The sequence below is a fragment of the Bdellovibrio sp. MYbb2 genome (assembly GCF_056175685.1).
Window position 1 is genome coordinate 87,971 of the sequence record NZ_JBJKJI010000004.1, and the last position, 25,474, is coordinate 113,444.

The 25,474-nt window shown below is 49.7% G+C and carries 24 protein-coding genes; 15 read left to right on the forward strand and 9 right to left on the reverse strand.

Going from position 1 to position 25,474, the window contains the following annotated elements:
• Positions 1-65: 65 nt before the first annotated feature.
• From AC04MQ_RS17075 to AC04MQ_RS17085, 3 genes are read right to left on the reverse strand one after another with little or no spacing between them, the layout of a single operon-like run.
• Positions 66-563: an ExbD/TolR family protein gene (locus AC04MQ_RS17075; protein WP_475392674.1), complete on the reverse strand. Its 498-nt coding sequence runs from the start codon at positions 561-563 to the stop codon at positions 66-68.
• Positions 564-573: 10 nt separating this feature from the next.
• On the reverse strand, positions 574-1,029 hold the full coding sequence (locus AC04MQ_RS17080) for an ExbD/TolR family protein (protein WP_015091451.1): 456 nt from the start codon (positions 1,027-1,029) through the stop codon (positions 574-576).
• Positions 1,030-1,045: 16 nt separating this feature from the next.
• Complete coding sequence (locus tag AC04MQ_RS17085; RefSeq protein ID WP_080602390.1) at positions 1,046-1,750, reverse strand: MotA/TolQ/ExbB proton channel family protein; 705 nt, start codon at positions 1,748-1,750, stop codon at positions 1,046-1,048.
• Positions 1,751-2,140: 390 nt separating this feature from the next.
• On the opposite strand from AC04MQ_RS17085, the gene AC04MQ_RS17090 reads away from it, so the two are divergent.
• The 3 genes from AC04MQ_RS17090 to AC04MQ_RS17100 all read left to right on the forward strand — a co-directional run bounded on the left by AC04MQ_RS17090 (position 2,141) and on the right by AC04MQ_RS17100 (position 4,398).
• Positions 2,141-3,469, forward strand: coding sequence for a chloride channel protein (locus AC04MQ_RS17090; RefSeq protein ID WP_475392675.1), 1,329 nt, complete (start codon positions 2,141-2,143; stop codon positions 3,467-3,469).
• A complete protein-coding gene (locus AC04MQ_RS17095; protein ID WP_015091454.1) occupies positions 3,466-3,837 on the forward strand; it encodes a hypothetical protein in 372 nt (123 codons plus the stop codon). Before AC04MQ_RS17090 ends, AC04MQ_RS17095 begins: the two co-directional genes overlap by 4 nt.
• Before the next feature lie 90 nt (positions 3,838-3,927).
• Positions 3,928-4,398, forward strand: coding sequence for a hypothetical protein (locus AC04MQ_RS17100; protein ID WP_235046103.1), 471 nt, complete (start codon positions 3,928-3,930; stop codon positions 4,396-4,398).
• A 72-nt stretch (positions 4,399-4,470) separates the two neighbouring features.
• Here AC04MQ_RS17100 and AC04MQ_RS17105 read toward each other — a convergent pair whose 3' ends face one another.
• Entirely contained in the window at positions 4,471-5,472 is a 1,002-nt protein-coding gene (locus AC04MQ_RS17105; RefSeq protein WP_015091456.1) for an HNH endonuclease, read from the reverse strand.
• 253 nt (positions 5,473-5,725) lie between these two features.
• Here AC04MQ_RS17105 and AC04MQ_RS17110 point away from each other — a divergent pair, with 253 nt between their 5' ends.
• The 3 genes from AC04MQ_RS17110 to AC04MQ_RS17120 all read left to right on the forward strand — a co-directional run bounded on the left by AC04MQ_RS17110 (position 5,726) and on the right by AC04MQ_RS17120 (position 10,819).
• Complete coding sequence (locus AC04MQ_RS17110; protein ID WP_015091457.1) at positions 5,726-6,859, forward strand: hypothetical protein; 1,134 nt, start codon at positions 5,726-5,728, stop codon at positions 6,857-6,859.
• Complete coding sequence (locus AC04MQ_RS17115; protein ID WP_475392676.1) at positions 6,846-10,142, forward strand: hypothetical protein; 3,297 nt, start codon at positions 6,846-6,848, stop codon at positions 10,140-10,142. Before AC04MQ_RS17110 ends, AC04MQ_RS17115 begins: the two co-directional genes overlap by 14 nt.
• A 65-nt stretch (positions 10,143-10,207) precedes the next feature.
• Positions 10,208-10,819, forward strand: coding sequence for a hypothetical protein (locus AC04MQ_RS17120; protein WP_015091459.1), 612 nt, complete (start codon positions 10,208-10,210; stop codon positions 10,817-10,819).
• Positions 10,820-10,864: 45 nt separating this feature from the next.
• On the opposite strand, the gene AC04MQ_RS17125 is transcribed toward AC04MQ_RS17120, so the two are convergent.
• Both AC04MQ_RS17125 and AC04MQ_RS17130 read right to left on the reverse strand, forming a co-directional pair.
• Complete coding sequence (locus AC04MQ_RS17125) at positions 10,865-11,968, reverse strand: alkaline phosphatase D family protein (protein WP_475392677.1); 1,104 nt, start codon at positions 11,966-11,968, stop codon at positions 10,865-10,867.
• An 81-nt stretch (positions 11,969-12,049) separates the two neighbouring features.
• Positions 12,050-12,790 (reverse strand): helical backbone metal receptor, encoded by a 741-nt coding sequence (locus tag AC04MQ_RS17130; RefSeq protein WP_475392678.1) that lies wholly within the window; start codon positions 12,788-12,790, stop codon positions 12,050-12,052.
• 167 nt (positions 12,791-12,957) lie between these two features.
• Here AC04MQ_RS17130 and AC04MQ_RS17135 point away from each other — a divergent pair, with 167 nt between their 5' ends.
• Positions 12,958-14,250, forward strand: coding sequence for an enoyl ACP reductase FabMG family protein (locus tag AC04MQ_RS17135; protein ID WP_475392679.1), 1,293 nt, complete (start codon positions 12,958-12,960; stop codon positions 14,248-14,250).
• A 4-nt stretch (positions 14,251-14,254) separates the two neighbouring features.
• Positions 14,255-15,097: an MBL fold metallo-hydrolase gene (locus tag AC04MQ_RS17140; RefSeq protein ID WP_475392680.1), complete on the forward strand. Its 843-nt coding sequence runs from the start codon at positions 14,255-14,257 to the stop codon at positions 15,095-15,097.
• On the opposite strand, the gene AC04MQ_RS17145 is transcribed toward AC04MQ_RS17140, so the two are convergent.
• Positions 15,098-15,826 (reverse strand): hypothetical protein, encoded by a 729-nt coding sequence (locus AC04MQ_RS17145; protein WP_015091464.1) that lies wholly within the window; start codon positions 15,824-15,826, stop codon positions 15,098-15,100.
• A 69-nt stretch (positions 15,827-15,895) separates the two neighbouring features.
• On the opposite strand from AC04MQ_RS17145, the gene AC04MQ_RS17150 reads away from it, so the two are divergent.
• The 7 genes from AC04MQ_RS17150 (at position 15,896) to AC04MQ_RS17180 (ending at position 21,796) form a co-directional block, all read left to right on the forward strand.
• The gene (locus AC04MQ_RS17150) at positions 15,896-17,038 is read left to right on the forward strand and encodes a phospholipase D-like domain-containing protein (RefSeq protein ID WP_080602391.1); all 1,143 of its coding nucleotides are present in this window, start codon (positions 15,896-15,898) and stop codon (positions 17,036-17,038) included.
• Between the two features lie 45 nt (positions 17,039-17,083).
• Complete coding sequence (locus AC04MQ_RS17155; protein WP_015091466.1) at positions 17,084-17,689, forward strand: ATP/GTP-binding protein; 606 nt, start codon at positions 17,084-17,086, stop codon at positions 17,687-17,689.
• On the forward strand, positions 17,689-19,467 hold the full coding sequence (locus AC04MQ_RS17160) for a hypothetical protein (RefSeq protein WP_015091467.1): 1,779 nt from the start codon (positions 17,689-17,691) through the stop codon (positions 19,465-19,467). The genes AC04MQ_RS17155 and AC04MQ_RS17160 overlap by 1 nt, the downstream gene beginning before the upstream one ends.
• A gap of 18 nt (positions 19,468-19,485) precedes the next feature.
• Positions 19,486-20,217 (forward strand): SGNH/GDSL hydrolase family protein, encoded by a 732-nt coding sequence (locus tag AC04MQ_RS17165; protein ID WP_015091468.1) that lies wholly within the window; start codon positions 19,486-19,488, stop codon positions 20,215-20,217.
• A gap of 150 nt (positions 20,218-20,367) precedes the next feature.
• Positions 20,368-20,601 (forward strand): hypothetical protein, encoded by a 234-nt coding sequence (locus tag AC04MQ_RS17170; RefSeq protein ID WP_475392681.1) that lies wholly within the window; start codon positions 20,368-20,370, stop codon positions 20,599-20,601.
• Entirely contained in the window at positions 20,601-21,140 is a 540-nt protein-coding gene (locus tag AC04MQ_RS17175) for a GNAT family N-acetyltransferase (RefSeq protein WP_148278816.1), read from the forward strand. Before AC04MQ_RS17170 ends, AC04MQ_RS17175 begins: the two co-directional genes overlap by 1 nt.
• Before the next feature lie 8 nt (positions 21,141-21,148).
• Positions 21,149-21,796 carry a hypothetical protein gene (locus AC04MQ_RS17180; RefSeq protein WP_475392682.1) on the forward strand — a complete coding sequence of 216 codons (648 nt, stop codon included), beginning with the start codon at positions 21,149-21,151 and terminating at the stop codon, positions 21,794-21,796.
• 13 nt (positions 21,797-21,809) lie between these two features.
• On the opposite strand, the gene AC04MQ_RS17185 is transcribed toward AC04MQ_RS17180, so the two are convergent.
• Together AC04MQ_RS17185 and AC04MQ_RS17190 are read right to left on the reverse strand one after the other, a co-directional pair.
• Positions 21,810-22,523 carry a hypothetical protein gene (locus AC04MQ_RS17185; RefSeq protein ID WP_475392683.1) on the reverse strand — a complete coding sequence of 238 codons (714 nt, stop codon included), beginning with the start codon at positions 22,521-22,523 and terminating at the stop codon, positions 21,810-21,812.
• Positions 22,520-25,261: a PKD domain-containing protein gene (locus tag AC04MQ_RS17190; RefSeq protein WP_475392684.1), complete on the reverse strand. Its 2,742-nt coding sequence runs from the start codon at positions 25,259-25,261 to the stop codon at positions 22,520-22,522. Before AC04MQ_RS17190 ends, AC04MQ_RS17185 begins: the two co-directional genes overlap by 4 nt.
• Positions 25,262-25,474: the final 213 nt, after the last annotated feature.

Here is a 25,474-nt window from a genome sequence, read left to right on the forward strand (position 1 = left end):
TAAACTACTTGGCAGATTTTACTGAATGCCTATTTCATGAATTACTTCATGAATTACTTCATGAGTTACTTCATAACTACGGCAAACTTGATATCGCTGTAGCCCGCTTGATTCATGCCCAGAATAATCTGGTTCAGGAAGTCGTACTTCACACGACGATCCGCCTGGATGGTCGCGGTTCCCGGGAACTCCGTATTCGGATGCAGCTCCTGGTACTTTTTGCGGATTTCAAGCAGCTCGGCGGTGATCGTGTTGGCATTCACCAGTTTGTCCTCAATGAAGATTTTGCCGTCTTCAACTTTGATAACCGGATTTCTTTCCAGTACGTCAGCCATGTGCGCTTTAGGAAGTTCCTGCCCCTTGCCGATCATCAGAATGTCGCCCGTACTGGAGAAATTCATCAGAAGGAAGATCACAAGAATAGAGAAAGCATCAATCAGTGCAGTCAACAATAGATCCGCAGCGATCTGCCTTTTCATTTTGGCGCCGCGCGGACTGATCGTGGATTGCCCCTCGATCATTCCGGTCAGCACTGAACGTTTTAAAATTCCATCAGTAACCACAAAACCCCCACTATAATGGAGAAACGCCAAGATCTGTCATGCCGGTTTTCTTAAGCTTGTCCATCACGTCGATGATTTCCTCGTACGCGGTGGAAGCTGTCGGCTGAATCAGTCCTGTGTTCAAAGATGGCTCGACCTGTTTCAGATTGGTCAAAGCCTTTTCCAACCCTGCCCAGTTCACTTGTTTGCCCTCGTGAGCAACGCGAAACTTGCGCAAAGATGCCGGCACCAGAGAGCTTTGCTGCACCTCCAGATCCAGATCTCCGGTGGCCGTCATGCGAACCCAGACCAGAGGACTTTTCTTAGTGTCCTCCTGAGCCTGCCCGCCAACCGCCTGTTTCACGTTCATCGATCCGACGTTCAACCACACAGCGGTGATCAAAAGAAAACAGATCGATACCGACAGCAAGTCGATGAACGGAATAAGGTTGACCTCAAAATCCAGATGCTTCTTGGAGTGTTTCATTGAACCCCCTTAAAAACTAAGCATCCAGCTCAGCAGCGCGCTCGGATTTGGAAGTTTTGATGTTGTAGGAAGTCATTGGCTCGTAAGAGTAGCTCAGCCAATTGTAAACTTTTAGCCCCGCCTGATTCAGGTCTTCTGCCAGACGATTTGCACGGTTCTGAAGGATTGCGTAAGCAACCAGAGCCGGAATCGCAGTGATCAGACCGTAAGCAGTCGCATTCATCGCCTCAGAGATACCCGCAGAAAGCAAAGATGCTTTTTCAGCAGGATTGGCAAACGCCACGGCTGCGAAAGATGCGATCATACCAGAGATCGTACCCAACAAACCCGTCAGGGTCGCCACGTTACCGAACATTGTCAGGAAGCCTGTGCGGTGATCCAAAGCTGCGTTTTCCTGAATAAGAACTTCATCCATTTTACCCTGGATTTCTTCTTTGCCACCCAGGTTGCGAGCCGCAGTTGCACCTGCTGCAATCGCGCGAGCCACTGGATTTGTTGCCATAGCCGCTTGGGATTTGGAAATCACGGCATCCATTTCACCGCGACGGATGGACTCTTCAAAGCCCATTGCAAAGTCAAATTGAGTGATTTTACGACGAACGAACAAAGCGTAAGCTCTTTCGATCATGATTGCGATAGACGCGACTTGAATAAGCAAGATTGGCCACATCCAGAAACCACCGTGTTCGAATGCTACTGCCATTTTTGTCAGAAACTCCATGTGTTACCCCCTCATTAATGTAACGTTTCAATTACAGACCATGGTCGAGCAAATCGTAAAGAGACAAATGCAAGATGACACAACACAATATTATTTTTAGGTCAGGGAATAGTTGGCGAAACGAACGATTTACTCCTCCAAGCAAGTCGCGATCCTCTTACTGTACAAACAAGTTTCTCGAATGAAAAATTGCTTTTATGCAGTTTCCGATTTCACGCTTCTCCACCCCCAAGCCCTCGCCACACATGGCGGAACAAAATTATTTTTATGTTGGTGCACATTATAGATATAAATCCATGACACACCGTTTCGATGCAAAGCCTCATGCATTGACCCCTCACAGTGACAGGCGGAAGTTCTGTCGCACTGTCTGACCGCCTGGGAGTTTTAGTGTATTCAAATGAGTTGAAGCAACGTCGTCGTATTCTGTTAATCTGTGTTTTGAGCTGTCTGGTGGCTATCGCCAGTGTTCTGGTGGCAAAGCTGCTGCTTTTGGGAATTGCCCTGTTCACAAACCTTTTCTATTTCCAAACATTCTCTGTGGCAGAAAGCAATCCCGCAGACAACACCCTTGGAGCCTGGGCTGTCGTGGTGCCGGTCATCGGTGGTTTGATTGTCGGAGCCATGGCAAGATTTGGATCTGCCAGCATCCGCGGTCATGGCATTCCTGAAGCCATGGAAAACATCCTGCAAAAAGAAAGTCGCATCCCCCGTCGCATCACATTCCTAAAGCCCCTGTCATCAGCCATCGCCATTGGCTCCGGCGGCCCTTTCGGCGCTGAAGGCCCGATCATCGCCACCGGCGGCGCCCTGGGATCCTGGCTGGGACAGATTGTGCCGGTCAGCGCTTACGAACGAAAAATCATACTGGCCTCCGGCGCGGCGGCAGGGATGACTGCGATCTTTGGCACACCGTTGTCGGCAGTCTTGCTGGCAATCGAACTGCTCCTTTTTGAATACCGTCCCAAATCTTTTGTCCCCGTGGCGCTGGCGACCGCGGTGGCGGCGACTTTGCGTTCAGCCTTTATGCACACGGAAGCTTTCTTCACCATGCCACCTATTCAGGCCCCGGACATGACCGGGCTGCTGACATATCTGGCGTTTGGCGCGGTCATGGGATTGCTGGCGGTCGTTGTCACGAAGTCCATTTACTGGGTGGAAGACCACTTTGAAAAAATCCCGGTTCACTGGATGTGGTGGCCCGCACTGGGCGGACTGGCGGTGGGAATTATCGGCCTGATTGAGCCACGCTCTTTGGGTGTGGGCTATGGCAATATCTCGCTGAGTCTTGCTGGCAGTCTTACTGTTGGCGCCGCCGCAAGTGTTTTTGTATGGAAGTTCCTTGCCTGGGCCATTGCACTGGGAAGCGGAACATCCGGCGGGACCCTGGCGCCACTGCTGACTTTGGGCGCCGCTTTCGGATTTATCATTGGAACGCTGCTGGCTCGATTCGTTCCCGAACTGCACACGGATGTAAACACCATGGCCCTGATTGGAATGGCCGCCCTGTTTGCCGGATCTTCACGTGCACTCTTGGCATCCGTCCTGTTCGCCCTGGAAGGAACCAAACAACCCGTGGGTCTGGTTCCGTTGCTGGGATGCTGTTGTATTGCTTATTTGATTTCAACCGTGATTATGAAAAACTCTATCATGACTGAAAAAATCGCACGCCGGGGCCTTAAGGTTCCCCATGAATACTACGGAGGATCCCACTCATGAGTCAGCAACGCATTCAAGCCACCGCCGGCAGCGATCATGTCGAGTACGGCACCGCCGACATCCGCTCGTACTCCCCGCGTGAAGTTCTGATCAAGTCATTGCAAAAGTTAGGAATGTTCTGGGGCCTGGCGATTTTCAGTATTCTGCTTCCAGTGGCGCACTTTGTTCTGACGCCTTTGTTTTTTATTCTGGGAATTTATCTGTCTGTGCGCGCGCGTAAATTCCGTCACGAGATCTTGTCGGGCTCGATCCACTGCCCGCATTGCAGGACGCCGGTGACAATTGGCAAAGCCGCTTTTTTTGAGGAACACACGGAAATCTGCCAGAACTGCGCATCGGTTGTCCGTATTTCAATACCTGAAGCCTAGCTAGCCATAAAACGTCACTGGCATTATAAAAATTCACCTTGCTGAATTTTCACGGGCACCATGGGGGCGACTTTGATAGATTTTGCCCTTATGGCAAAAATCCTGATCGCCCTTATCATCAGCCTTTCTTCTGTTGCGCAAGCAGCAGACCCACTCTGCTATCAAAAAGAGCGCAACCCGAACACCCGTCAGGCCTTTGCCAGCGCTGATGAATACGATGCGTTCCGTTCTGACTGGGCTGACCAGAATCCTGGTGCTGGAAACCCGTTTTCTTTGATCAAGGCCTACAACGTTTACAAGAGCGAAAAAACCAAGGCCGAAAAGATGGGCACAGACAAACTGGCTCATTGTTACATTGGTTGCCGTATTTCTCAGGAAACCAGCTATCACACAGCGGACTATGTGGGCTGGCTGAAAGAAGACCGCGACATCACCGACTGCAATTATAAAACCCGCTTTGATGAAGACGACTACAAGGCCACCGCTCGTGGTGCACAGTTTGGCGAATCCGCCAGAGACGCAGCGGCCTGCGAGAGCTCTTGCAAGCAGGTCTATAAGTAAAAATAGAACTGGAAAATTATTGTCCTTCAGAGCTTACTTACTTCTATTTTCCTAAGAGCTCTTCAGTACAACCTATATCTTGGCTTTGATGCCAATTCCCATCCGTCTGGCTTCCGCCAGATTATGCGTGCGACAAAGCACCCTCAAGTTTTCAGCTCTATCGCTTCCACCCAGCGCAACAGGAATGCGGTGGTCAATTTGAAGCTGATAGCTGCTTTGGCATTTCTTCCCGCTGAAGGTGTCTCTGTATTCACAGCGATATTGTGCTTTTTTGAACAGTTCACGCCGCAGCCCTCGGGGCAGATAACTCCGGCTCCTTTTTACCCCGGTTTCTCTGGGCTCTTTAGGTTCGTCGTCCTCAGCTCCATTCCCAACGCAGTCCGCCGCCGCTACGATGGCGGACTGAGTCACGGCGATCCTCCCTTCCAACTTCTTTTTATTAAAAACTTCAGCGAGCTTTCCGATAACTTGAGCCCAGGTTCCTTCTATGCAGACATGACTTAGCAGACTTTTTGACAATTCCAGTTGGGAAAAATGTTCTTTCGTTAGCGTGACTAAGAGTCGAACGGAGTCATCCCGCTGTGGAGTTAACATTTCATAACTCTCAATGGGCACATTCATCTCTTGAGCCAAAGTCTTTTCTGTTTCAAATGTGTTTTTATCTTCAATTTTTTGAAGGACCTCCAAAGTCTTGGTCACCGTCAGGATTTCGCCCCTGTCCTCGCTTTTAGCAAGGCACTTTTGCATCTTGGTCAATTGGCTCAGGTTCAGACTGCCGCTCTCAATTTTATTTGCGATCTGCGGAACCTGCGCCAGCAGCCGTGCAGAGTGCAAGCGACGATAAGCCGAGCCTTCAGAATAACCCAAACCACGGGTAAGGTAGGGAAACATTCCGTCATACCCCAATTCCGCATAAAGTTTACGGGCTTCAATTTCGGCAATATGCAAAAGAATCAAATGAGTGATTTTCCGCTCCGTCCTTACAAGATTCTGCATCCTGGACAAAAGCTCACTGTTGGAAATAAGGCTGAGATTGATTTGCGAGGCTCCCACTGCAGCTACGACTTCGTTCATTTCTCCCCCAAAGAACTTCAACGGTGCAAAGGGGCTTTCTCTCTCCGAAACACCTTAGTGTCATTTACACTTATCCGAATTCGCTTCCCGGACCCTTTTCCTGATTGTGAGCCCTTGTTGGCTTTTTTACCTGGCTGTGACAATTGAGGGCACACTGTCCAAGGCCTTTCTATTAAGTCTTATATCTTTGAAATGGTAACGCCAAACCCGCGCACGGAACTTGAAATGATGTGGGTAGGAATATGGGGTTGGCATGAAAAGAACTGCATTATCAACACTTTGTCTCATTCTGATACTGACGGCGCAAAGCTATGCGCAAAGTCAGATCAGCGCAGCTATGCCTGAGACCAAAGAAAGCAGCCGCTTCGATGCCGAGTGGAGACTGCGCCTTGCAGGCTCTGACGTGCACGATGAACGCAGCCAATCCAAAGTCGTTGATATCCGTACCGATATCAAAGCCAAATACCTTCTAAGCCGTTCCCTGCAACTGGATATCCAGCCTTCTTTGCGCCTGCAATCAGGCCAGACTCAAAGTGTGGATGGTGCTGACAGAGCTGAAAATAAAATCATTCTGAACCAGGCGGCAGCTCATTATCTGCCATTCTCTTTCCTGCGTCTTTCCGCAGGGGCATTGAATCAGCGCCACATGCATACAAATCTTCTGGTGGACGGCATTGCATTCCCGGCAGCACGCCTGGAAGCCCTGATGAAGGCAGGCCTTACTAAAACAAGCCTTTCTGTGGAATCCGCAATCCCCACTTCAACTTCTTTGAGCACAAACACCAAGGAGCTTGAAAAGACCCCGTCCTTGAACACAGCGGCCCTGAAGTTCCAGGTGCAAGCTGCTCAGAATCTATTCTGGAAATCCTCGGTTGGATACTTCATGTATAACAACCTGCCGTCGGCGGTGGCTCAGCAGTCCAATCTGCTGGGGAATGAAGTTGAAAAGCTTTCTGAGGCCCAGTACGCATTCATGTATAAATACGAAGGCATCGAGGCCGCGACTGAATTTGAATTCCCGGTGTTTTCTCTGTTTGATTTCAGAGCTGGTGGCGAGTATCTGCAAAACACCAAAGCTCCATCTGATCAGAACACCGCAACCCGTTACTTTGCCGCTGGTGAGTTCCACTTCGGCAAAAACACAGATCTTGTTATTGAAGGCAGTTATTTCTCCATCGCTCCGGAAGCAGCGGTGGCTTACTTTAACGCTGGGGGTTTTGAAACCAACCGCGTTGGCTATTCCGCTGAAAGCTACCTGTCCTTTAAAAAGGAAGGTTTCAATATCGGCGTGAAATACACGGATTCTGAAGTGATGTTTAATCGCGATCCCCAATCCCGCGAAAAGACTTTGATGATCAAGCTGGAGACTTTCTATGCAAACATCTAAACTGACAATCCTTAAAGCCATCTTAAGTCTTTACGCTTTGTCACTGGCAGGATGTAATCTTCCTTCTCCGCAGGACAAAGAAAGCACGGGCACGGGTGCCGCGACTTTCACGGCGCAACCAATGGCTGACAAATCCAAAGCTTTGGAAGTCAGTGTCCAGGGCGACTTTGCCCTGCCTTCTTCCAAAGTTTTCAACCTTCAGGCCTGTATCAAAGACGTTGCTTACGACAAGGTCGTGGCTGGTCATGATTTCATGGTGGAAGAAACTCAGCAGAAAGTTACAACTGATAAAGCCGGCTGCCTGACTTGGGCAGAACGCGTGAGCTTTAACTTCCTGGCAGAATCCCAGTACATCCGCATCGAAAGAACTATCAAAGGCACGGGCGTTCACCGTGGTTCTCAAAAAGTCGCTTATGCGATCAACCCGTGGTCCCATGGCGAAACTTTGACTCCGGTTTTGAATCCGGATGATGGCAACAACATCCCTCGCCTGGTGGACAACCAGGAACAGGGCAAATTGGCTTTGAAAGGCCTTTCTGCTGACAACGCTCAAGCAACACGCCCTTTGTGGGTGGAAGATGGCCGTCTGTTCGTAACAGAACAGAAAATGACTGCGGAGGGAGTGACCCTGCTGGTGGAAATGCGCCCGAATCCATCCATTCAACTGACTAAAATGAACGGTGAAATGTTCCTGCGCGCCCTGACGGCGGGATCTTTCAAAGCGCGCATGAAGCTGATCCATATCTATCAGCACGACAACCAGGAAATCCGTCGTCAGATGTCTGAAACATCCCTGATGGATGTAAAGATGGAAAACGGCTCTTTGGCGATCAAATCCCCAATGCACCTTCCGGCTTTGCCAACTCGCGGTCAGATCATGCTGGGTCTGGAGCTTTCTCCAGTAAACGGTCCTCAAGGCCTGACAGCATTTGATGGCGTTTACTTTCTGGGTGAATACGATCAGATCAAAGGTTCTTCCTTCCTGAAACTGAACACGATTGTGGCTCAAACCAAGGGCTTCAAGATCAGCAACTATGTAAATGCTCAGATGCAGGAAGTGGCGCAAGTCACTCCGGCTGGCAAAATGAACGAAGACACTTACCAGAAACCAAAAATTGAAGTGTCCCAGCTTGAGTTCCGCTTTATCCGCGTGGGTTCTGAAACGACATCCACTCGTGAAGTGTTCTATAATATCAAGGCCTGCGTAAGAAACGGCCTGGATCAGAAGAACACGCGCGCTCACACCTTCAAAGTCACGAAGTTCCGTCAAAATGAAGCCGAGACCTCTTCTTCTGTGTCCTTGAAAACGGACAACAACTCGTGCCTGAGCTGGGATGAAAGCATTTCTTTCAAGTACTTCGATTGCCAGCGCTATTTGAAGGGCTATGTTCAGATCGAAAACGAAGACCTCGGCATGAAGGAAAAACTGGAAATCATCGTGAACCCATGGGAATCCTGGGGTCAGGTGGCTCGTGACATGCGTTATGTGGATCCAACTGAAAAGCTGATCCTGAGCTGCGAAAAAGAAAGCCGTCCCCGCACACAAATCCTGCTGGATAGCTTCAGCTACAACACTTTGTCCTATAACTACAACGTGGATGCTCAGCTGAATCTGACTGTGACCAAGAAGATCCAGTTCAAGATGGACCCGCGTCTTTTGATCTATTCCAGTCTGGCCAACGGCCGCGCGGAAGCTCAGAAACTGCGTGATGGTGTTTACCTGATGAAACTGGCGATCGTGCAAAACCGCGACTATGACCAGAAGAACACTTATGTTACATCCGCAGACCGCTTCGTAAATGTGATGAACGGCCTGATCAACACGGACGTGACTTTCCAAACTCAGGATCTTAAAGCGCTGGGTAACCGCAACAACATCCTGGTGGAACTGCATCCGGTTGATGAATCCAAAGTCGTTGTTGAAAAAGGCGAAGTGCGCCTGAAAGACGCTTCCCAGCACGTGAACTCTGCAATTGATGCAGGTTCTGTTTTGGAAAATCCGACTTTCATCGGTCCGATCACTTTGAATATCGACGAAACCACTCGCCCGCTGAGAATCATGGACCCGGCAGCGATCAGCACTTACCTGCTGAAGGGTAAAGGTGAAAACAACACGTCTGAAAAGAACGTGGTGGCTCGCATTGTGGCGGAAGGTTTGAAGGTAAAAGCAGAAATCACCAGCAACATCAAGAACCGCTCTCAGGCGGCGAACTTTGCCAAAGAAAACAACCTGGATCTGCTGGCTTTGCCAAACCTTGAAAAAGAACAGCCACTGGTAAAAGCGCTGGTGGGTTCTACCAACCTGGCGGACCGCCTGATTGTGACGAAGTCTGATTTGTATTCACTGGTTTCCACAGGCAAGTTGTCCAACGAGGCCGCGCAAAGAATGTGTGCCTTCTGGGCCAGCGATTACATGAGAAAAATGTACGCTGCCAAAGGCGGCGCGATCATGCCTAATATCGCTCCGGCGTTTGGTATGGATTGCTTCCACGCAGTTAAAAAAGACGCTTCCAGGTTCTTCATGGTTGAAAAACAGATGCTGATCAAAGAAGTCGGCAACACTCAATATGTAAAAGGTCTGAATCAGGGTCTGACTGTGGGCACAAGCTTCTCTTTGAGCGCCTCCCACTCTAAATCCGTAACGACTTCCACCAGTGTGTCTGCGAAGATTGGTCTGTCCAAGAAGTTCATGGATCTTTTGTCTGTCAGTGCGGATCTGGGTTACACCATGTCCTGGGCCACAACGGACGCGAAAGCTTCCAGCAACTCGATTTCTGTGAATGGTTCCACGTCCATGACGGTTCAACAGAGCCAGATGAAAGTTCGCGTGAACAAATACGAGCAGTGCGCGATCGTGCGCCTGAACCCGACGTTGTTCATCAAGGACACGAAATCCTGGTTCGGTCGCAAAGACTATCTGTCTGTCCTGAATTCCCAGCTGACCGAGGCTGAAAAAGCGGCGGCAGTCACTCGCGGTATCATGGTGTGTGACGGTGTGACTCACACTGAGCCAGTGGATATCACTGAAAACTACTATCTGATCGCGCAGGAAACCAGCAGCTCTCAGATGCAGGACAGTGGTGATTCCCGCAACCGTAACTTCTTTATCGCGCTTAGATCCACGCAAGACTTCAACCGCTTCGTGATCGCAATGCGCGGTAACGCTGGCATGCCTCAGGGTGCGGAAAAAGACGAAGATCCTCAGGTTCAGGCGACCAAGATGATGGAGCAGCTGTTCCAGATGCCCGCTCCAAGCTATCCGGGCATGTACCTGGCTAAATAGTCTCATTTTGGGAATTCCCTCACGACTGCTTTGCCGTCTTAGGGAATTCCTTTTATCCTGAAATCATGAAAATAGTTCTGTTTGCCGGCATGTTCATGTTTGGAATACACGCTTCTGCGTCCCAGGAGCTTTCGCAAGTCATCGCCTGCCACGAAGCGCTGGACGGCAAATCTGACGCCCGCACCTTTAAACTGGAAACCACGTCCCCCACACCGTTCACTCTTATTTCCGGAAAAAGAATCTATTTCATCACGGATCATTCCGTCAGTGTTCTGGATCACAAATACGCCAACCAAAGCATGACTGTGAAACTGGAAGAAAAAGGTCAGCCCTTCTATCGCACCATCAACTTCCAAAAAGACGGCACGGTCGGCAACGTTTCTTTCGAGGATACCACCAAGGAAGCCAAGGCCCAGGCGGTAACCCCGAAAGCCCAGCTGGATCCGGATTCCATTGCGTTGATCAAAAAAGAGCTGTTACGCCAGATGAACAGCGTCACCGGCGAATATCAGAACAAGTACGATCCGGAAGACACCCTGCACGCTCTGAACATCTGCCGTCAAGTTGAGTCCAAAGAGCTTGCCGCCAGCATCGACAAACAGAGTGCCTTTTATGAAAAGCTGCTGCATCGAAAGGCCTCATACAAATACCAAAAAGCCAAAGCCGGCCACAAATAAAAAAACCCGCGAAGTTCGCGGGTTTTTAGTTTCAGGCCTTCACATTTACAGACTCAGCTTCATTTCCTGCGCGGTCTTACCACTTTCATCCACCAGTTTCAGGTGAACTGTTTTGGCTTTCCAGTCCCATTCCAGCAGACCGAAGTTAAAGGCTTCCAAAGCACCACCCACATAGTGGAAGTCTTTTTCGCGCGGGCTGGTTTCACCGTTCATCGGCCCCACGGTCAGATCATACAGAGGACCATACCCTTCCAGCAGATCCACTTTCCCGACAGAGCCAAAACCACGATTGCCGCTGACGATCACCACTTTTTGGGCGTTAGTGGCGCGTAAAGTATCAAAGAACTTCTGACGATCCAATGGGAACAAGCCCCAACGTTCCTGGCCACCAGTGTTGGCTGCCATCTGCAGCGGAGACACGATCACGCGGTATTCAGCCTCTTTACGAAGTTCGCTTTCAAGCCAGCTCCACTGCCCGGTTCCCAACAAGGAATCTGAACGGTTCCAGTTTTTCTTAAACTCGCCATCCACGCCAGTGTCCAGCCACGGAGTCGCATAGAAACGCGTGTCCAGCATGATAATCTGCACGCGCTGACCTGGAGCGCCCAAAATCACCGAGTGTTCAACACCCTTGGCGGATTTAGGCTGAAGTTTCGGGATGTAATTCCAATAGTTCAGGAAAGCTTCGCGGCTTTCGTATTTGCCTTCAAAGCCCGAGTCCCCGTGACGAAGACCGAAATCCAGTCCGTCCCACACCGCCATGAAAGGCGCTTTGCCACGCAGTTGGCGATAGCCTTCGATCTGATCCAGTTTTTTGTACTGTGCACCCAGTGGTTTTTCGTCGTAGCGAACAGCGCTGACGCTGTTGCCGGTAAAGACAACGACATCCGGATTCCTGGCAGACACCTGCTGCCACAGGTTTTGTTCCTGATTCTGATGAGCGCAGCAGACAAAAGCCACGCGCTGAATTTTTTTGACTGATTTCAGGTCTTTTTGCGCCAGTTCAGACTGATAGTTGGTTTCAGCCTGCATTCGCATCATTTTTAAGGTCAAAGATTCCGGCGCCTGGCTTTTTTCAGCACACGAAGCCGTAAGAATGGTTGTCAAAGCCAGCAATGAAGCCCGGGTCGCCACAGAAGATACAGTCATTACAGTTCCTTCCAATAAATCGTGAGATTTTATTGTATATCAACAACTGCACCTGTCACTGAGAACTCGAAAACACCAGACCTACTTCTGGAGATAAGCCTCTTTCAAAAACTCGATGCTGCGAACACCGAACCAGGAATAGGACTCCCCGTTGACGATCGCGCCATCAATATCCAGCGCCTTCAGATCGGCGATCTTTTTTTGAAACGGGAACGGTTCGGACGAAAAAAGATAAAAGGCATTCTTGAAGTCTTCCAGCTCCACCACCGGGTATTTGTCACCCTCGGGGAATGCAGCCACCTTGGCCCCCAGCTTTTCCAGCACCGAACCAATGTATGTCTCGCGGCTGACACTCATCCAGGGTTTTTTCCAGATCAGATAAAGAACCTCGTCATAGCTTTTCCCCGGCGGGCGCACCCACTCCAAAAAGCCCGGGATCTTTTGCATATCCCATTGTAACGGCGGCGCCTCGACCAGATCCAAGGCCTCTATGGACATTTCCATCAACTGGGGATTTTCAAAGTGCTCTCCCAACCGGGCCAGCTCTTTTTGCAGGGACGCGAGCGAATGCACATGGGTCGCCAGATAAGGCACCGGGCATTCTTCGGCCATTTCCAGGGGGTTTTCTTCCTGATCCAGCAGAACTAAATCAGGCTTTAAATCCGCCACCAGATCCCATGACACATCCTTGGTGCCCCCCACGATCGGAATATTGGTGATCTGCTTCGGGGGATGAATGCAAAAACGCGTGCGTCCAACAACCTGAACGCCGGCTTTTAAAAGTGTCTCGGTCCATGACGGAACCATACTAACAACTCGCACAATATTCCTCCGAAAACGCCATTCTAAACGCCCCCCAGCGCCCAAAGCAATAAAAACGGCCCACAACATAAGCACCCTGCGGTGTATTTTGAACTGCCTCTAGTCAAAACTTGACCCCGCTGGCAGAGAGGACAAGTATGTTTTTTTTCTATTTGAGTGAGGTATTTATGACGCAACTTTTCCCTCTGAACGAGAAGCCATCCCTGAGCCCGTACAAAAAAGGCGATGTCCTGGTCTTGTTCGGCGAACTATTCACTCGCGGATATGCCAATGGTTTGGTTGAAGAAGCTGAACGCCGTGGAATGACCATTGTCCGTGCCACTGTCGGCCGCCGTGAAAAAGACGGTTCTTTGCGCGCTTTAAATGCAGAAGAAACTGCCAACATCCCTCGTCCATTCATCAACGTGCCGATGGAAGCCGGTTTTGACATGGAACCAGACTCCAAAGGCGTGACTCCTTGCCAGCAATTGGAAGGCGTTAAAATGAGCGAATGGGACAAGGTCAACTTGGACTGGGCTTCCATTGAAGAATCCCAGAAAAACGGCACCGCTCGCTTCAAAAAGAACACCGAACTTTTCCTTAAAGAGCTGGAACAGTACATCCCGGCAGGTGCCAATGTGTTGTTTGCACACTTGATGGCCGGCGGCGTTCCGCGCACAAAAGTGATCATGCCAGTTTTGAACCGCGTTGCCAAAGGCACCGGGGACCGCCACATTTCATCCCAGGCTTTGATGGATTCTGAAATCGGCAAGCTTTGCCTGAAGAACTTCCAGGACGTCACCGCGGATACCTTCAAGCACCTGATTGATCTTTCCACCCCGTTGCGCAAAAAACTGGAAGCTTCCGGCAGCCACGTTTCTTACACAGCTTACGGATACCATGGCACCGAAGTCCTGATCCGTGGTCAGTACAAGTGGCAAACTTACACGTGCTACTTCCAGGGTTGGGCAAAAATGGCGCTTGAAAAACACGCCGAAGACTTCGCCAAACAAGGCGTTCACTGCTGCGTTTACAACTGCCCAGAGATTTTGACGAACTCAAGCTCGATCTTCCAGGGTGTTGAAGTATCACTTTACCCTTTGATCGCAGCTATCCATAAAGACGCTGGCGACAAGAAACACGCTGAGCAGGTTCTGAACGACTGCAAAGCGCTTCTAAAAGATGACGTAACACTTGAACAAATCATCAAAACCACTGACGACTACTTGACCAATGATCTGACTTTGGAATTCACCAAGTTCGACAAATGGCCTCAGCATTCCCGTCAGGATCAAATGGAGTACATGCTGAAAAATTCAGATGCATTGTTTGATATGCACAAAGATCCAAAGAATCTGCTGACCGCAGTTTTGTCTGAAGTGGTGTTTAAATCCTGTGGTTATGTGATGCTTCACGACTCCTGGGCTCCAAAAGCTCCGGTGGCGTGGATTGGTCACGACCTCGTAGCCCGCTGCATGTAATCGTATGTCAGTTCAAGCCGGAGAGAGTTGGAGTTACAACAAGTACAAGTTCCATGGACTGTCGCTGTCAGGAATCCGCACGGCGATTTCCATGCCCGAACTCTCTTTGAGCTTTGATGTCGCACAAGGCTATCCGTTCCTGATAAACTTAAAGCAATTCTTTATCAGTCACGGCCATCTAGACCATGCGGCTGGGATTCCGTACATCATCTCGCAGAAAGCGATGAACTCGATGCCACCCGGAAAATTCTATATGCCGGGCACGCTGGTGGAACCTTTGGATAAGATCATGAAACTCTGGGAGCAGATTGAAAACCACCAGTACAAGTACGAGTTCATCCCGGTTAAAGCCGATGACGAAATCCCGCTGAACCCGCAGGCCTTTATCAAGGTCTTCCCGACCACCCACCGCATCGAGTCCTACGGCTACACTCTGTTTGAAGTTCACAAGAAACTGAAAAAAGAATATCTGGGCTTGAAACAGGACGAGATCGTGGACCTGCGCCGTCAGGGTCTTGAGGTCAACGAAACCACCAACATCCCGGTGGTCAGCTTTACCGGTGACACCCAGATCGAATTTTTGGATTCCCGCCCCTGGGTTCGCCAAAGCAAAATCCTGATCATGGAATCAACTTATCTGGACGACAAAAAGTCCGTCGAGCACGCCAGAACCTGGGGTCACACCCATATTGACGAAATCATCCCGCGCCTTAAAGACATCGAGAGCGAAAAAATCGTTATTATTCATGCATCCAGCAGATATTCAGACAAAGAGGCTTTACGCCTGCTTCAAGAAAAAATCCCGGCAGAATACCGGGATCGTGTCGAACTGTTTCCAGGTCGTTAACTAGAACAAGTCACCCAGATCAAGCCACAGCTTGCGGGTTTTCAACTTCTTGCTGCGGAAGTGCTCCACCCACTCAGAAGACGTGCGCTTTTGCCAGTTGCTGGCCAAGTTTGCAGTGAAAATCAGCGGGCTGTAACCCTGCCCCACGATATCGCGCGGAGCACGCAAAGCCGTCAGCATTTCCGGGCCATAGAACCCGATCACTGGGAACAAGCGGTCTCTTTCACCCAGCTCGCCGATGATCAATGCACCATGAACCTGCCCCAGGACAGTACGACTCAACGGACTGGAAACCTCCGCAGGGCCCGGGCCACCGGCAGCACCCACGACAACAAGACCCGAATCGGCTTTCTTATTCAGAAATTCGACCAGTTCTTTGTTGGCTTCGTTGGCTCTCATATTGAAATCAAAGAAAACAAAAGCGGCGTTGTCCGGCAGGGATTCCACACGATCTTGCAGGGAAGCCATGTCGACTTCGCCTTCTTTAGTATAAGGAGTGTAATTCAGAATCTCGCAGGATTTGCAGGACTTCACAAAGTCAGCAAATACAGGCTTAATCTTCAATTCGAAATCTTCAGCCTTATTCTGACCGAAATAGATCACCGTGGTTTTAGAGGACGGCAAAGCAGCCTGAGCCCATGTTGCCCCGCAGGAGGCAAGGACCAGAAGACTTCCCGTCAGGAATTTTTTAAGACTTTTGATGTCCAGAGATATGTTGCTTAATGCCATAAAGTGAGTGTGCCCTCCCCCTTGCTTTGCTGTCGACTTTTTTAATAATTTAATGAACAATTGCGACATATGGAGTCATGGAGCCAAGTTCAAATTTTTCACTCAGGTGACGACTTTTTTTTAAGTCTCTCCCAAGATATAAGACAGGCTCGTCGTAGCGTCACTATTGAATCGTACATCTTTGCTGAAGATAAGCTGACCAAGGCCATTTTGCAGGAATTGACAAACGCGCGCGAGCGCGGCTGCACCGTTAAAATCGTTGTCGATGGTTTTGGTTCCTACACCACAATCCCTTATCTGGACCGCTTTTGCACGGACAACGGCCTGGAGCTTCGGGTTTTTCATCCGCTGCCGTATCCGCTGATTTGGGCACATCAGTTTGTACTGAAATATTCCTGGCGCGGGTCTTTGCTTTTCAAACGCCTGAATCGCCGCACCCACCGCAAGATTGCGATCGTCGATGAAAAACGCGCCTATCTGGGCAGCATGAATTTCACCCAGGAACATTGCGCAAGCTTCGTCGGCGACAAAGCCTGGCGGGATACCGGCGTTTGGGTCGAAGGCGAACCGGTGAAGCGCCTGGTTTTGGCTTTTCAAATTTCATATTTGCGCACCTTTATGAAAGGCCTTTTGACGTGGGTCGGACGCTGGCGCATCAATGAAGATATCGCCCACAGTGTGCTTCGATTAAACACCACCCAGCGCACGCGCAAAAAACTTTATCGCGACCTGCTTCGCCGGATCAGCCATGCTGAAAACCGCATTTACCTGACCACGGCCTATTTCCTGCCACGACGATCCCTGCTGCGTGCTTTACTGAAGGCCGCGCACCGAGGGGTCGATGTGCAGCTGCTGATTCCCGGAAAGTCTGACGTCCCGATGGTTAAATGGGCGGCATTCTATATCGTCCGCCTGCTGATCCAGCGCCAGATCCCGATTTTTGAGTATCAAAAATCCATTCTGCACGCCAAAACGATGATCATCGACAACGAAGCGTTTGTGGGCTCATTCAACCTGAATCATCGCAGTATCCTGCATGATCTTGAGGTCGAAGTGATTCTGAAAGACCCGGCGCTTTTACAAAACATGCTGGAGCAATGGCATATGGACATCGAAAATTCCAAACCTGCCTCAGAAAAGGATTTTGCCACTCCTTCATGGCTGACCAGAATCCTGTACAAGATCGCCTTCCGATTGCGTTATATGCTCTAGTTTTTTGTTTTGACCTAAGGACCGTTTATTAGGGACCATAGAGGTATGAATTCATACGTCAAAGTCGCGATCACCGGAGGCCCTTCAGGGGGAAAAACCACACTTATCGAAGCTCTGAAAAAAGAGCTGGGCCAGCGCTGTGCCATCGTGCCGGAAGCGGCCAGTATTTTGTATCGCGGAGGTTTCCCCCGTTACAAAGATCCACAGACTGTCGTGCATGCACAAAAAGCGATCTATGCAACTCAGTTCGAACTGGAAGCGATGATTTCTTACGTCAGCCAAAAAAGCCTGATCGTCTGTGACCGTGGGTCTTTGGACAGTGCTGCTTACTGGCCGACATCTTTGGGAAGTGATTTTTTCACCAGCATGAACACCACCAAAGAAAAAGAACTTGCCCGTTATGACTGGGTTATCCATCTGGATACTGCGGCGGCTGATGACTATGACGGTTCAAATCCGATCCGCACCGAAACCTATCAGGAAGCCTGGGACCTGAATGATCGCATTAAAAACGCCTGGGACGGACATCCCCGCCGCGTGGTGATCACTCACAACGCCGACTTCCTTTCCAAGATGACAACTTCCTTAGCTGTGATCAAAGCGATCATGGCCCATAAAAGCGCTGAAGAAATCAAGAAGGAGCTACTGTAATGAAATCCGCCCTGCTTGCATTGTTAAGTCTTTCAATTGCCCTTCCGGTGGCGGCACAAACCCGCACAAGCCGCCTGAAGCCCATGTATTTTCAGGCCGACAAAAACAATCTGCAGGTTCTGCCTCAGCGCTTTGAATACACCTTGATGGATGAAAACCGCCTGAAGGTCGGCGACATCCTGATTGATACCACCGAAGTCACTTTTCAGGTGGAACCATCTCCGTCTAAAAAAGGCTCTTACCGCATTCGCTTCTCTTGGCCCGCAGGATTAATCAAGGATGGTGAGCTGGCGGTAAAAAATAATTCCGGCAAAGCCATCTTTAACGCCGTTCTGGACAAGAACAACGTCAAAGTCACCACCGACACCCTGCCTGCCGAAGAAGGAGACCTTCGTTCGGAAAAAGCAGAATTCGTGGTGGAAGAAATCGAAAACAATCTTGTCGACGACATGAAGTATCTGCCGTTCATGACGTTCTGTATTTACCGTGAAAGTGAAGAGACTCGTTTGTATCTTTGCTCGAACGAACTTTACCTCAGTTCACAGCAAGGCCAGATGGCGGTGAAAGCCCGCACCAGCACCAAGAAAGCTTCACAAATTGAAATCAATGGCAAGGTCGTGGGCAATCAGGGGATCATCTATCTGAATGATCGCAGCGAAAACGTGGCGTTTAAAGCGGCCACCCGATCTGGAGCCTTCCTGGAAATTGAAACCCGTAAAAAAGACGTGGACTTCAAAGACGTGGTTGTTTCTGATGATGGTGAAAATCTGATTCTGACCGCTTCCGGTGCCGAACCCGTGGATGCCAAGAAAGTGAAAAAGCTTTCTGCGACCGACTGGCAGATCTCTTTGCCAAAATCCCGACCGGTTTTATATTTGAAAGGCGATGGCGACATCCCAATGCGCCAGGAATTCTATATCCGTGGTCAGTTGCCACGTGAAAAGAACCGTCCTTATCTTTCCAACCGTTCGGCCGTGCGCACTTACTCTTCGTCCCTGAGCTTTGCAGGGGTGGCACCAGAAGGTGTCACGGTGAAAGTACTTGATTCCGACAAGGCCGCAAAATTGGAAGGCACTAAGAAGAATCAATTTGCTTGGACCATTGATGACATCCCAGCCGGGGTTGAAAACCGCCGCTATCTTTCTGTGACTGCCGACAGCCACACGTTTGTTGCCGGCAATGACGTCTTCCGTGGTCAGCCTTTCGGTTTGGGCTTGGGGGCTCGATATCAAACTCCGTCTGGTATTGCCTTTGGCACTATTGAGTTCCAGTGGTGGATTGAAAACTTCCTATGGATGAATTCAGACTGGTCAAGGTTCCACTGGGGCTTGTCCATCGAGCGCCAGCAGCATTTGACTGAAAACGACGATACCGCCAAGGTCGATCTGACGACAGTGGAATTGATGTGGCGTGCTCAGGAAGGTTTTAACCTGGTTGATGCCACTTGGGGCCTTACGGTGCCGCTGCAAATGGTGGCGGGTGAAAGCTCCAGTGCCACAGCATACGGGCTGGGGGCTTATATCATCAAAAAGCCGGGCCGCTGGTTGCGACCATTCATGGACTGGTCTGAATACAAGGTGCAATACTATGCAGGTTCTTCCGGAAGCGATTTCAAAGTGAAGTCCGCTTACAATCTGAAGGCGCAGGCTTATTTGCAGTTCGCGAACCAGTGGTTCTGGCGCTATGGCGTGGATGTTTCGGATTATAAGTTCGACCCATCTGCCGGCAAGGAAGACATGCAAATCGGCCTGTCGACAAGTCTTTACTGGAAGTTTTAGTTTCTGACGAAGGACCTTATGAAAAGCACACTTTTGATTTTTACAGTTTTGCTTTCATGCTCATCGGCCTTTGCCGAAGGTCCTTCGCGCGTTTTGCTGTTGGGCGATTCCCACGCTTACGGCCGCTATGGTTCGGTGCTGGATGCGCACTTTAGAAAGGGCGACACTCAGGTCACATCTTTATCCAGCTGTGGCTCGTCCCCGTCCACGTGGACAACCAGTTCTGAAAACTTTAAAAGCACCAACTGTGGTTTTTGGAAAAAGAACGCCAAAGGACAAGAAACCCGCGTGACCAGTCACCGCCTGCCCTCGTTCGGCGAAGAACTTGCCGCTACGAAACCCGATCTGACCGTGATCACACTGGGAACGAATTTCCTGGCAAGCCCTGGCAACATCAAAAGCGAAAAAGCCCACGTTGAAAAGATGATGAAGCAGATCCATGCCGCGGGTTCTGCGTGCATCTGGGTGGGGCCTCCAGATCTGAAAAAAGATCCTTTCAAAAAGAATCTTGAACTGGGTGTGAAGGAACTGAAATCCTGGGCTGACGCCAACAACTGTCAGTTCATTGATTCCACCAAGTTGACGAAATATCCCGGTGGCAAATCCGACGGCATTCATTATGGCCCGAAAGACTCGGCCACCTGGGGCGAATCGGTGGTGAAAGAAATCAGTAAATTGAAGGTCCATCCCCCAGCCAAAGCTGCTGCCCCTAAAGGCGCGGAAGCTCAGAAAAAGACCGGGACCAAGTAAAGGTCCCTTTCGTCCGAATTCCCAGAATTCAGAATCCACAACCGGACAATCCGGACGCTAGATCGATTTTAAGCGGTTTATAGCCCAAAACCCGACCGGCACGGACCACGCAATACCTCCTCGCAACAACACTTTCCTGAGGAGGAAAACATGAAATCCAAAGCTATCTTTTTCGCATTTATCGGTCTTTTGCTGGCTTCCAACGCTCAGGCTTCTGACTTGGAGCTGATCAACAAGCCTGAACAAAGCCAAAAGCTTGCTGCCAACTCTTGGAGCCAAGCTGATGCCCACGACAACAAACGCCTGGAACAAAAAGAATCAGAAGAGATTCCAGACGATCGCAAGGAAAAGTTCTATTCCCCGCGCGAACACGCTTGGTTCTAATGAAATCCGCTAAGTTCTTCCCCCTGCCACCGGCGGATATTCATTTCGGTCATTCTGGTATCTCTGTTCGAAAGCAAGACGCACGACACGCTAAAATTGTTTTTGAAAAAGTACAGGCACAAAAAGAAAGACTGCAAGAGTTCCTAAGTTGGCCGGTACAGATTAACAGCCTAAAGGACCAAACGAACTTTTCACAGAAAGCCGACATGCTGTGGGCTGCTGGACAGGCTTATCATTTTCAGATTTTTAAGGACGAAGAATTCGCAGGAGCTATATCCATCCATTCACTGAACTACCTAGCCCGCAGTTTTGAATTCGGATACTGGGTGGATTCAGAGTCAGAAGGTAAAGGTTTGGTAAAAGAAAGCCTCCAAATTCTGATGATGGCCATGGCGGACAGAGGTTGGAAGCAAGTCAAAATCAGAACCACCCATCGAAACATACGGTCGCAAAAGGTAGCAGAAAAGATCGGAATGACCCCTGACTCGCAAACCGAACACTTTAAAACTTATAGCAAAGCATTGAACCCGCGGTCCTAGGAGAAAATATGAAATCCAAATCTATTCTTTACGCTCTTATAAGTCTTACGCTGGCCGCATGCGCCCCAACGACTGAAGAACTGGCTGATATCAAAAAATCTTACTCTGGTCCCAAGGTTGGGATTTCAGGCCTGGTCGTCGTTCGACATGCAGCCGTCAATCGAAGATCTCCGGATCTGCCCAAGCAGATTTCAGTGGAATTTGAACGTGAATCAAGCCCGGGAAATCACCTCATACTGACAGGGTCCCTAGTCCACCTTCGAAACTTTAGCGCCAACGAAGGCATCGTGTCCTTCGGCTGCAATGAAGACACCGACATCGCACAGCTGCCAGCCAAGTTGACCGTGGACACCCTGAAAATTTGTGGCAAGCACAAGATCGAACATACAAGCGTTGTCATTAACGCGAAAACCGTCATTATGGATAATACCACGTTGGAGTTCATTCCCCATAAAGCTTTGCAACTTGAAGAACAGATTGAATTCATTTCTGAAGAGTTCTTAATTGAGGGGGAAAATAATATCACGATTCAAGGAGCTGCCACCGCCGGAGGCCGCGAATTGGCGCCGACGTTGTACCTGGATACCGGACCTGTCAGAGGCGCGGGACATTTGAAGGTGTATTCCAAAGCGAGCATTTACACGGTGAAGCTCTGATTTTTTTGGCTTACTACTGCCCCGCTTGAAGCATCGCGGATTCACCCAGATTGCTTTCATGCTGATGTTTTACGTTCGCCCAGATCTTCTGACTGACGGGGCCAGGAAGAAGGCTGTTGATACTGGATTCCGCGGAGGGATCTGCGGCCGCCCAGTTGTGAAGAGCTTCTGCCTTCACCCCTGCCAGCACTTTGCGATCCATTTCATTCACAGCGCTGTTTTCCACAGTCGCATCAGCCACCACGCTTTTTAGCACTTCAATCGCGGCGGATTTCATATCGGTGTTCAGGGCTTCGAAAACAAAGTCCAAAGCCGAGTTTTGCATCTGCTGGGATTCTTCATCGTTAGGAGCAGTCTTTAACAAAGCCTCCAGACTTTTCAGGAAGTCTTCGTCTTTTAGCAGACGTCGTTTGACGATCTTGTCAGGCTCAAGCAACAGGGCCTTGCGGCTCAGATCCGCGTATTTCTTAAGATCTCTGGCCTGCTTGAATTCCTTAAACACCACCGGCATCGGCTGGGAAGAAGTAATCACGTCCATCGCAGCAGGTTTTGTCCCTGCTGCGATGGCGGTCTCTTTTTCAGTTTCAACGGGGTTCGCCGCCGGAGCTTCCTGAGTCGGAGCCGCTTGGGACTCCGTCTCTGGTTTGCTCTTTTCAGTCATCACGGTCAAACCCACACCCAGGACAGTTATCGCACCTGATAGCATCACTAGTGTTCTGATTCTCATTTTCCAAACACTCCACGGGTCATGTTGTTACGGAAGATGGTTCTGTTCATTTCCTTCGCACCCGCATTCTGGAAGAATGCCGATCCGTTCAGGTATCCATTGATCAGCACCACGTTTTTATGAGGCGCATTGGACTGAACAAACACGTTGTACACCTTACCGAAGTACTTGATCTCGTTGATGGAAACAATCGCATCCAGTGTTCCACCGCTTTGAACCAGGGACTCGCCAACTTTGAATTCTTCAGCCACTTTCATGGAACCGTCCTGGCTCAGGACCGGGTGATTTTTCGTCACACGCAGTTCACGACCGGACTTCATTTTGAAGACCAGAATCTCGTGGTCGCCGTCCACCAGCTCTGTCACCCACTGATCCACTTTGGTTTTCACAACCGCATTCTTGTTCAAAGAATCCGCGGACTGCATTGTACCAACATAAGGGGACTGGGAAGTCAGAGCATCAAAGAAGGACATGTATTTCAGCTTTTTGCTAACGACCTCTTCAGCCAGGATCTGTTGTTCTGGAGTCGCGCATGAAGACACGCACACTGTCGCCACGTAAGCCGTCGCAGGCATTGTACATGGAGCATTGGCTTTCTTCGGAGCGATCCATGCTTTTTCAGGACTGTATGCACGATCCATGAAGGTCGCATAGATTTCCTGACCCGCAGAACCCAAGCCCACTTTTTTACCACCGACAGTCACTGTCACATTGGCAAAGTTGGTCAGGAACTCCTTGATTACTGGCAACTCGTTTTGACATTTCACCATCCAGTCATAACGGCCTTTGGCTTCGGTATTGCTCAAGCTGTCGTGAGAACAGCGTCTAGCCACGTAGTCACGGCAGTACTTTTCCTCAACCCAGGCACCTGGAACCGCCACTTCGCTTTCCAACTGAACAGAGTGTTGGATACAAGCCATGGTCTTGGTCGTGACAACCTCACGGGTTTTAACAATCACACCAATTTGGTTTGCCGGACAGGTCGCAGATGAATTGGCTTCTTCGATGGTTGTTACAGAAGACTGGCTGCGAACCGCTTCAGGGTTTGCGTCACACAGACGCTCTTCCACTGGTTTCACCTGGTCCGCACAACGGCTGTCATCAACCGTCACACCTTTATCATCCACGCAGACAAAGATACGGTTCTGCTTGCCGCCGCAATCCGCGGTACAAGCTGTGAACTTGTCAGTAGGAACATATTTGTAAACCGGACATTTACCGGCTTCTTTCATCGTGCCCTGACGAGTGTTAGAGCTGATGATCTGACCATCGGTACAAGTCTGATCCGAGATTTCATTATAAAGGTCAAAGAATCCTTCTTCATTGAAGGAACATTTCAATGGAACTTTCGTTTCACCTGTGATCACACCGGTTTTCACAGTGCCATGGGAACCGAAGCTGCCGCAACCCTCGTGACAAGTCACCTGGTTGTGAGTGCTGGAACCGGACAGAACACCGTTAGTACAAGTGCGGGATTCGCTGACGCTCGCGCAAGAACCCACTGGAGTCGAACTGGAATAAAGAACCTGGGAAGCCCCGTGCGCCAGCAGACTGCCATCAGGCAATTTACAAGACTGGCCTTCACAAGAACCTTCGTTGGTGATCTCTTTGGTACGAGACACTTCCACCCAGTTCAGTTTTTCAACCACAAGCTTACATTCTTCAACCACACGGTCACGGTAAGAAACAACCTTTTTACCATTCACACCGCAGGCCACTTCTTCAGAGCTCAGCTCACCCTGGGATTCACGTGTTGCACCGGCAACAGTACAAGCCATCGGATCCACTGGAACCTCTGGTTCCGGTTCAACATCAAGATCCTCGATCACTCGAATGGAATGATCCAAAGTCACCCAAGGTTCCTGATTGTCACCCAAATACAAAGTCGCCGTCACAGCATAAGTGCCCACCGCCTGATAAGCATGAGTCACAGACTGATTAGCCGCCGTACCACCGTCACCGAAGTTCCAGCGAACAGCACCGACTTTATTTACCAGACACGCTGGCAGATAAACGTGCATCATCGTAGCAATTTTAACTTTCGCTTCGTTGGCACCGGAAATACGCAAGTCTTCCAAGCAGTCCATATCATCAATCACCGTCATCACGGTCACACGATGACTGGCCACTGTGACCTTGCCATCAGCATCAGTCACTGTGGCCTGAACCTGATATGTACCAACATTAAAGAAAGAGTGTTCAACTGTTCTGACGTTGCTGACAGTCGCAGTGCCGTCATTAAAGTTCCAAACGATGGACTGAGCATCCAAACCGGAAGGAATCACAAGTTCAAAACTCATAGGATTAAAAACAAAACCGGCTTGTGGACCAGAGATGTTTAGATCCTCTTTCACAACCGTCGTCACCAAAGAAAGGGAGATATCTTCAGATCCAGCAGTTTTTTCCTGCGCCGTCACCACGTAGGTACCAGCCAACTTAAACGTCGACGTCATCCCGGACGAAGAAGTTTTAGTGCGACTGGCCCCAGCCACCTTCCATGTGACATCAGAACTGCTGACGCAGTTCCCGGCCTGATCCAAGGAGTAGCTGACAGTGCTTCCTGCCTCTGTAGCTGATTTACCGACGATGCGAACGTCTTCACTGGATGCTTTTGAAAGCTGACCCGCACAATAGCTTGCCGCCTCCATAGTATCTGCTGAACCTTCACTCAAAGCGCTTTTCTGACATCCTGCTAGAACGACTAAACTCAGGGACAGTAAGACTCTTCCGTAGTTCATCGTGCGACTCCTTGCTTACGTTCATGTTTACAAGTCGCAACTAAAATCTCCATACTTTTACAACATTCGCGTCATAATGATTGAGCGTCTTATCAACGCTTTAGACACTTTAAAGAACATTTTTTGAATGTTCCTTTTTCTGTAAAATATTTGATCATTTCCCTCAGAGAAAAGCTTTAATCCCAATGCATCTTTCAACTGCGAAACCCACTG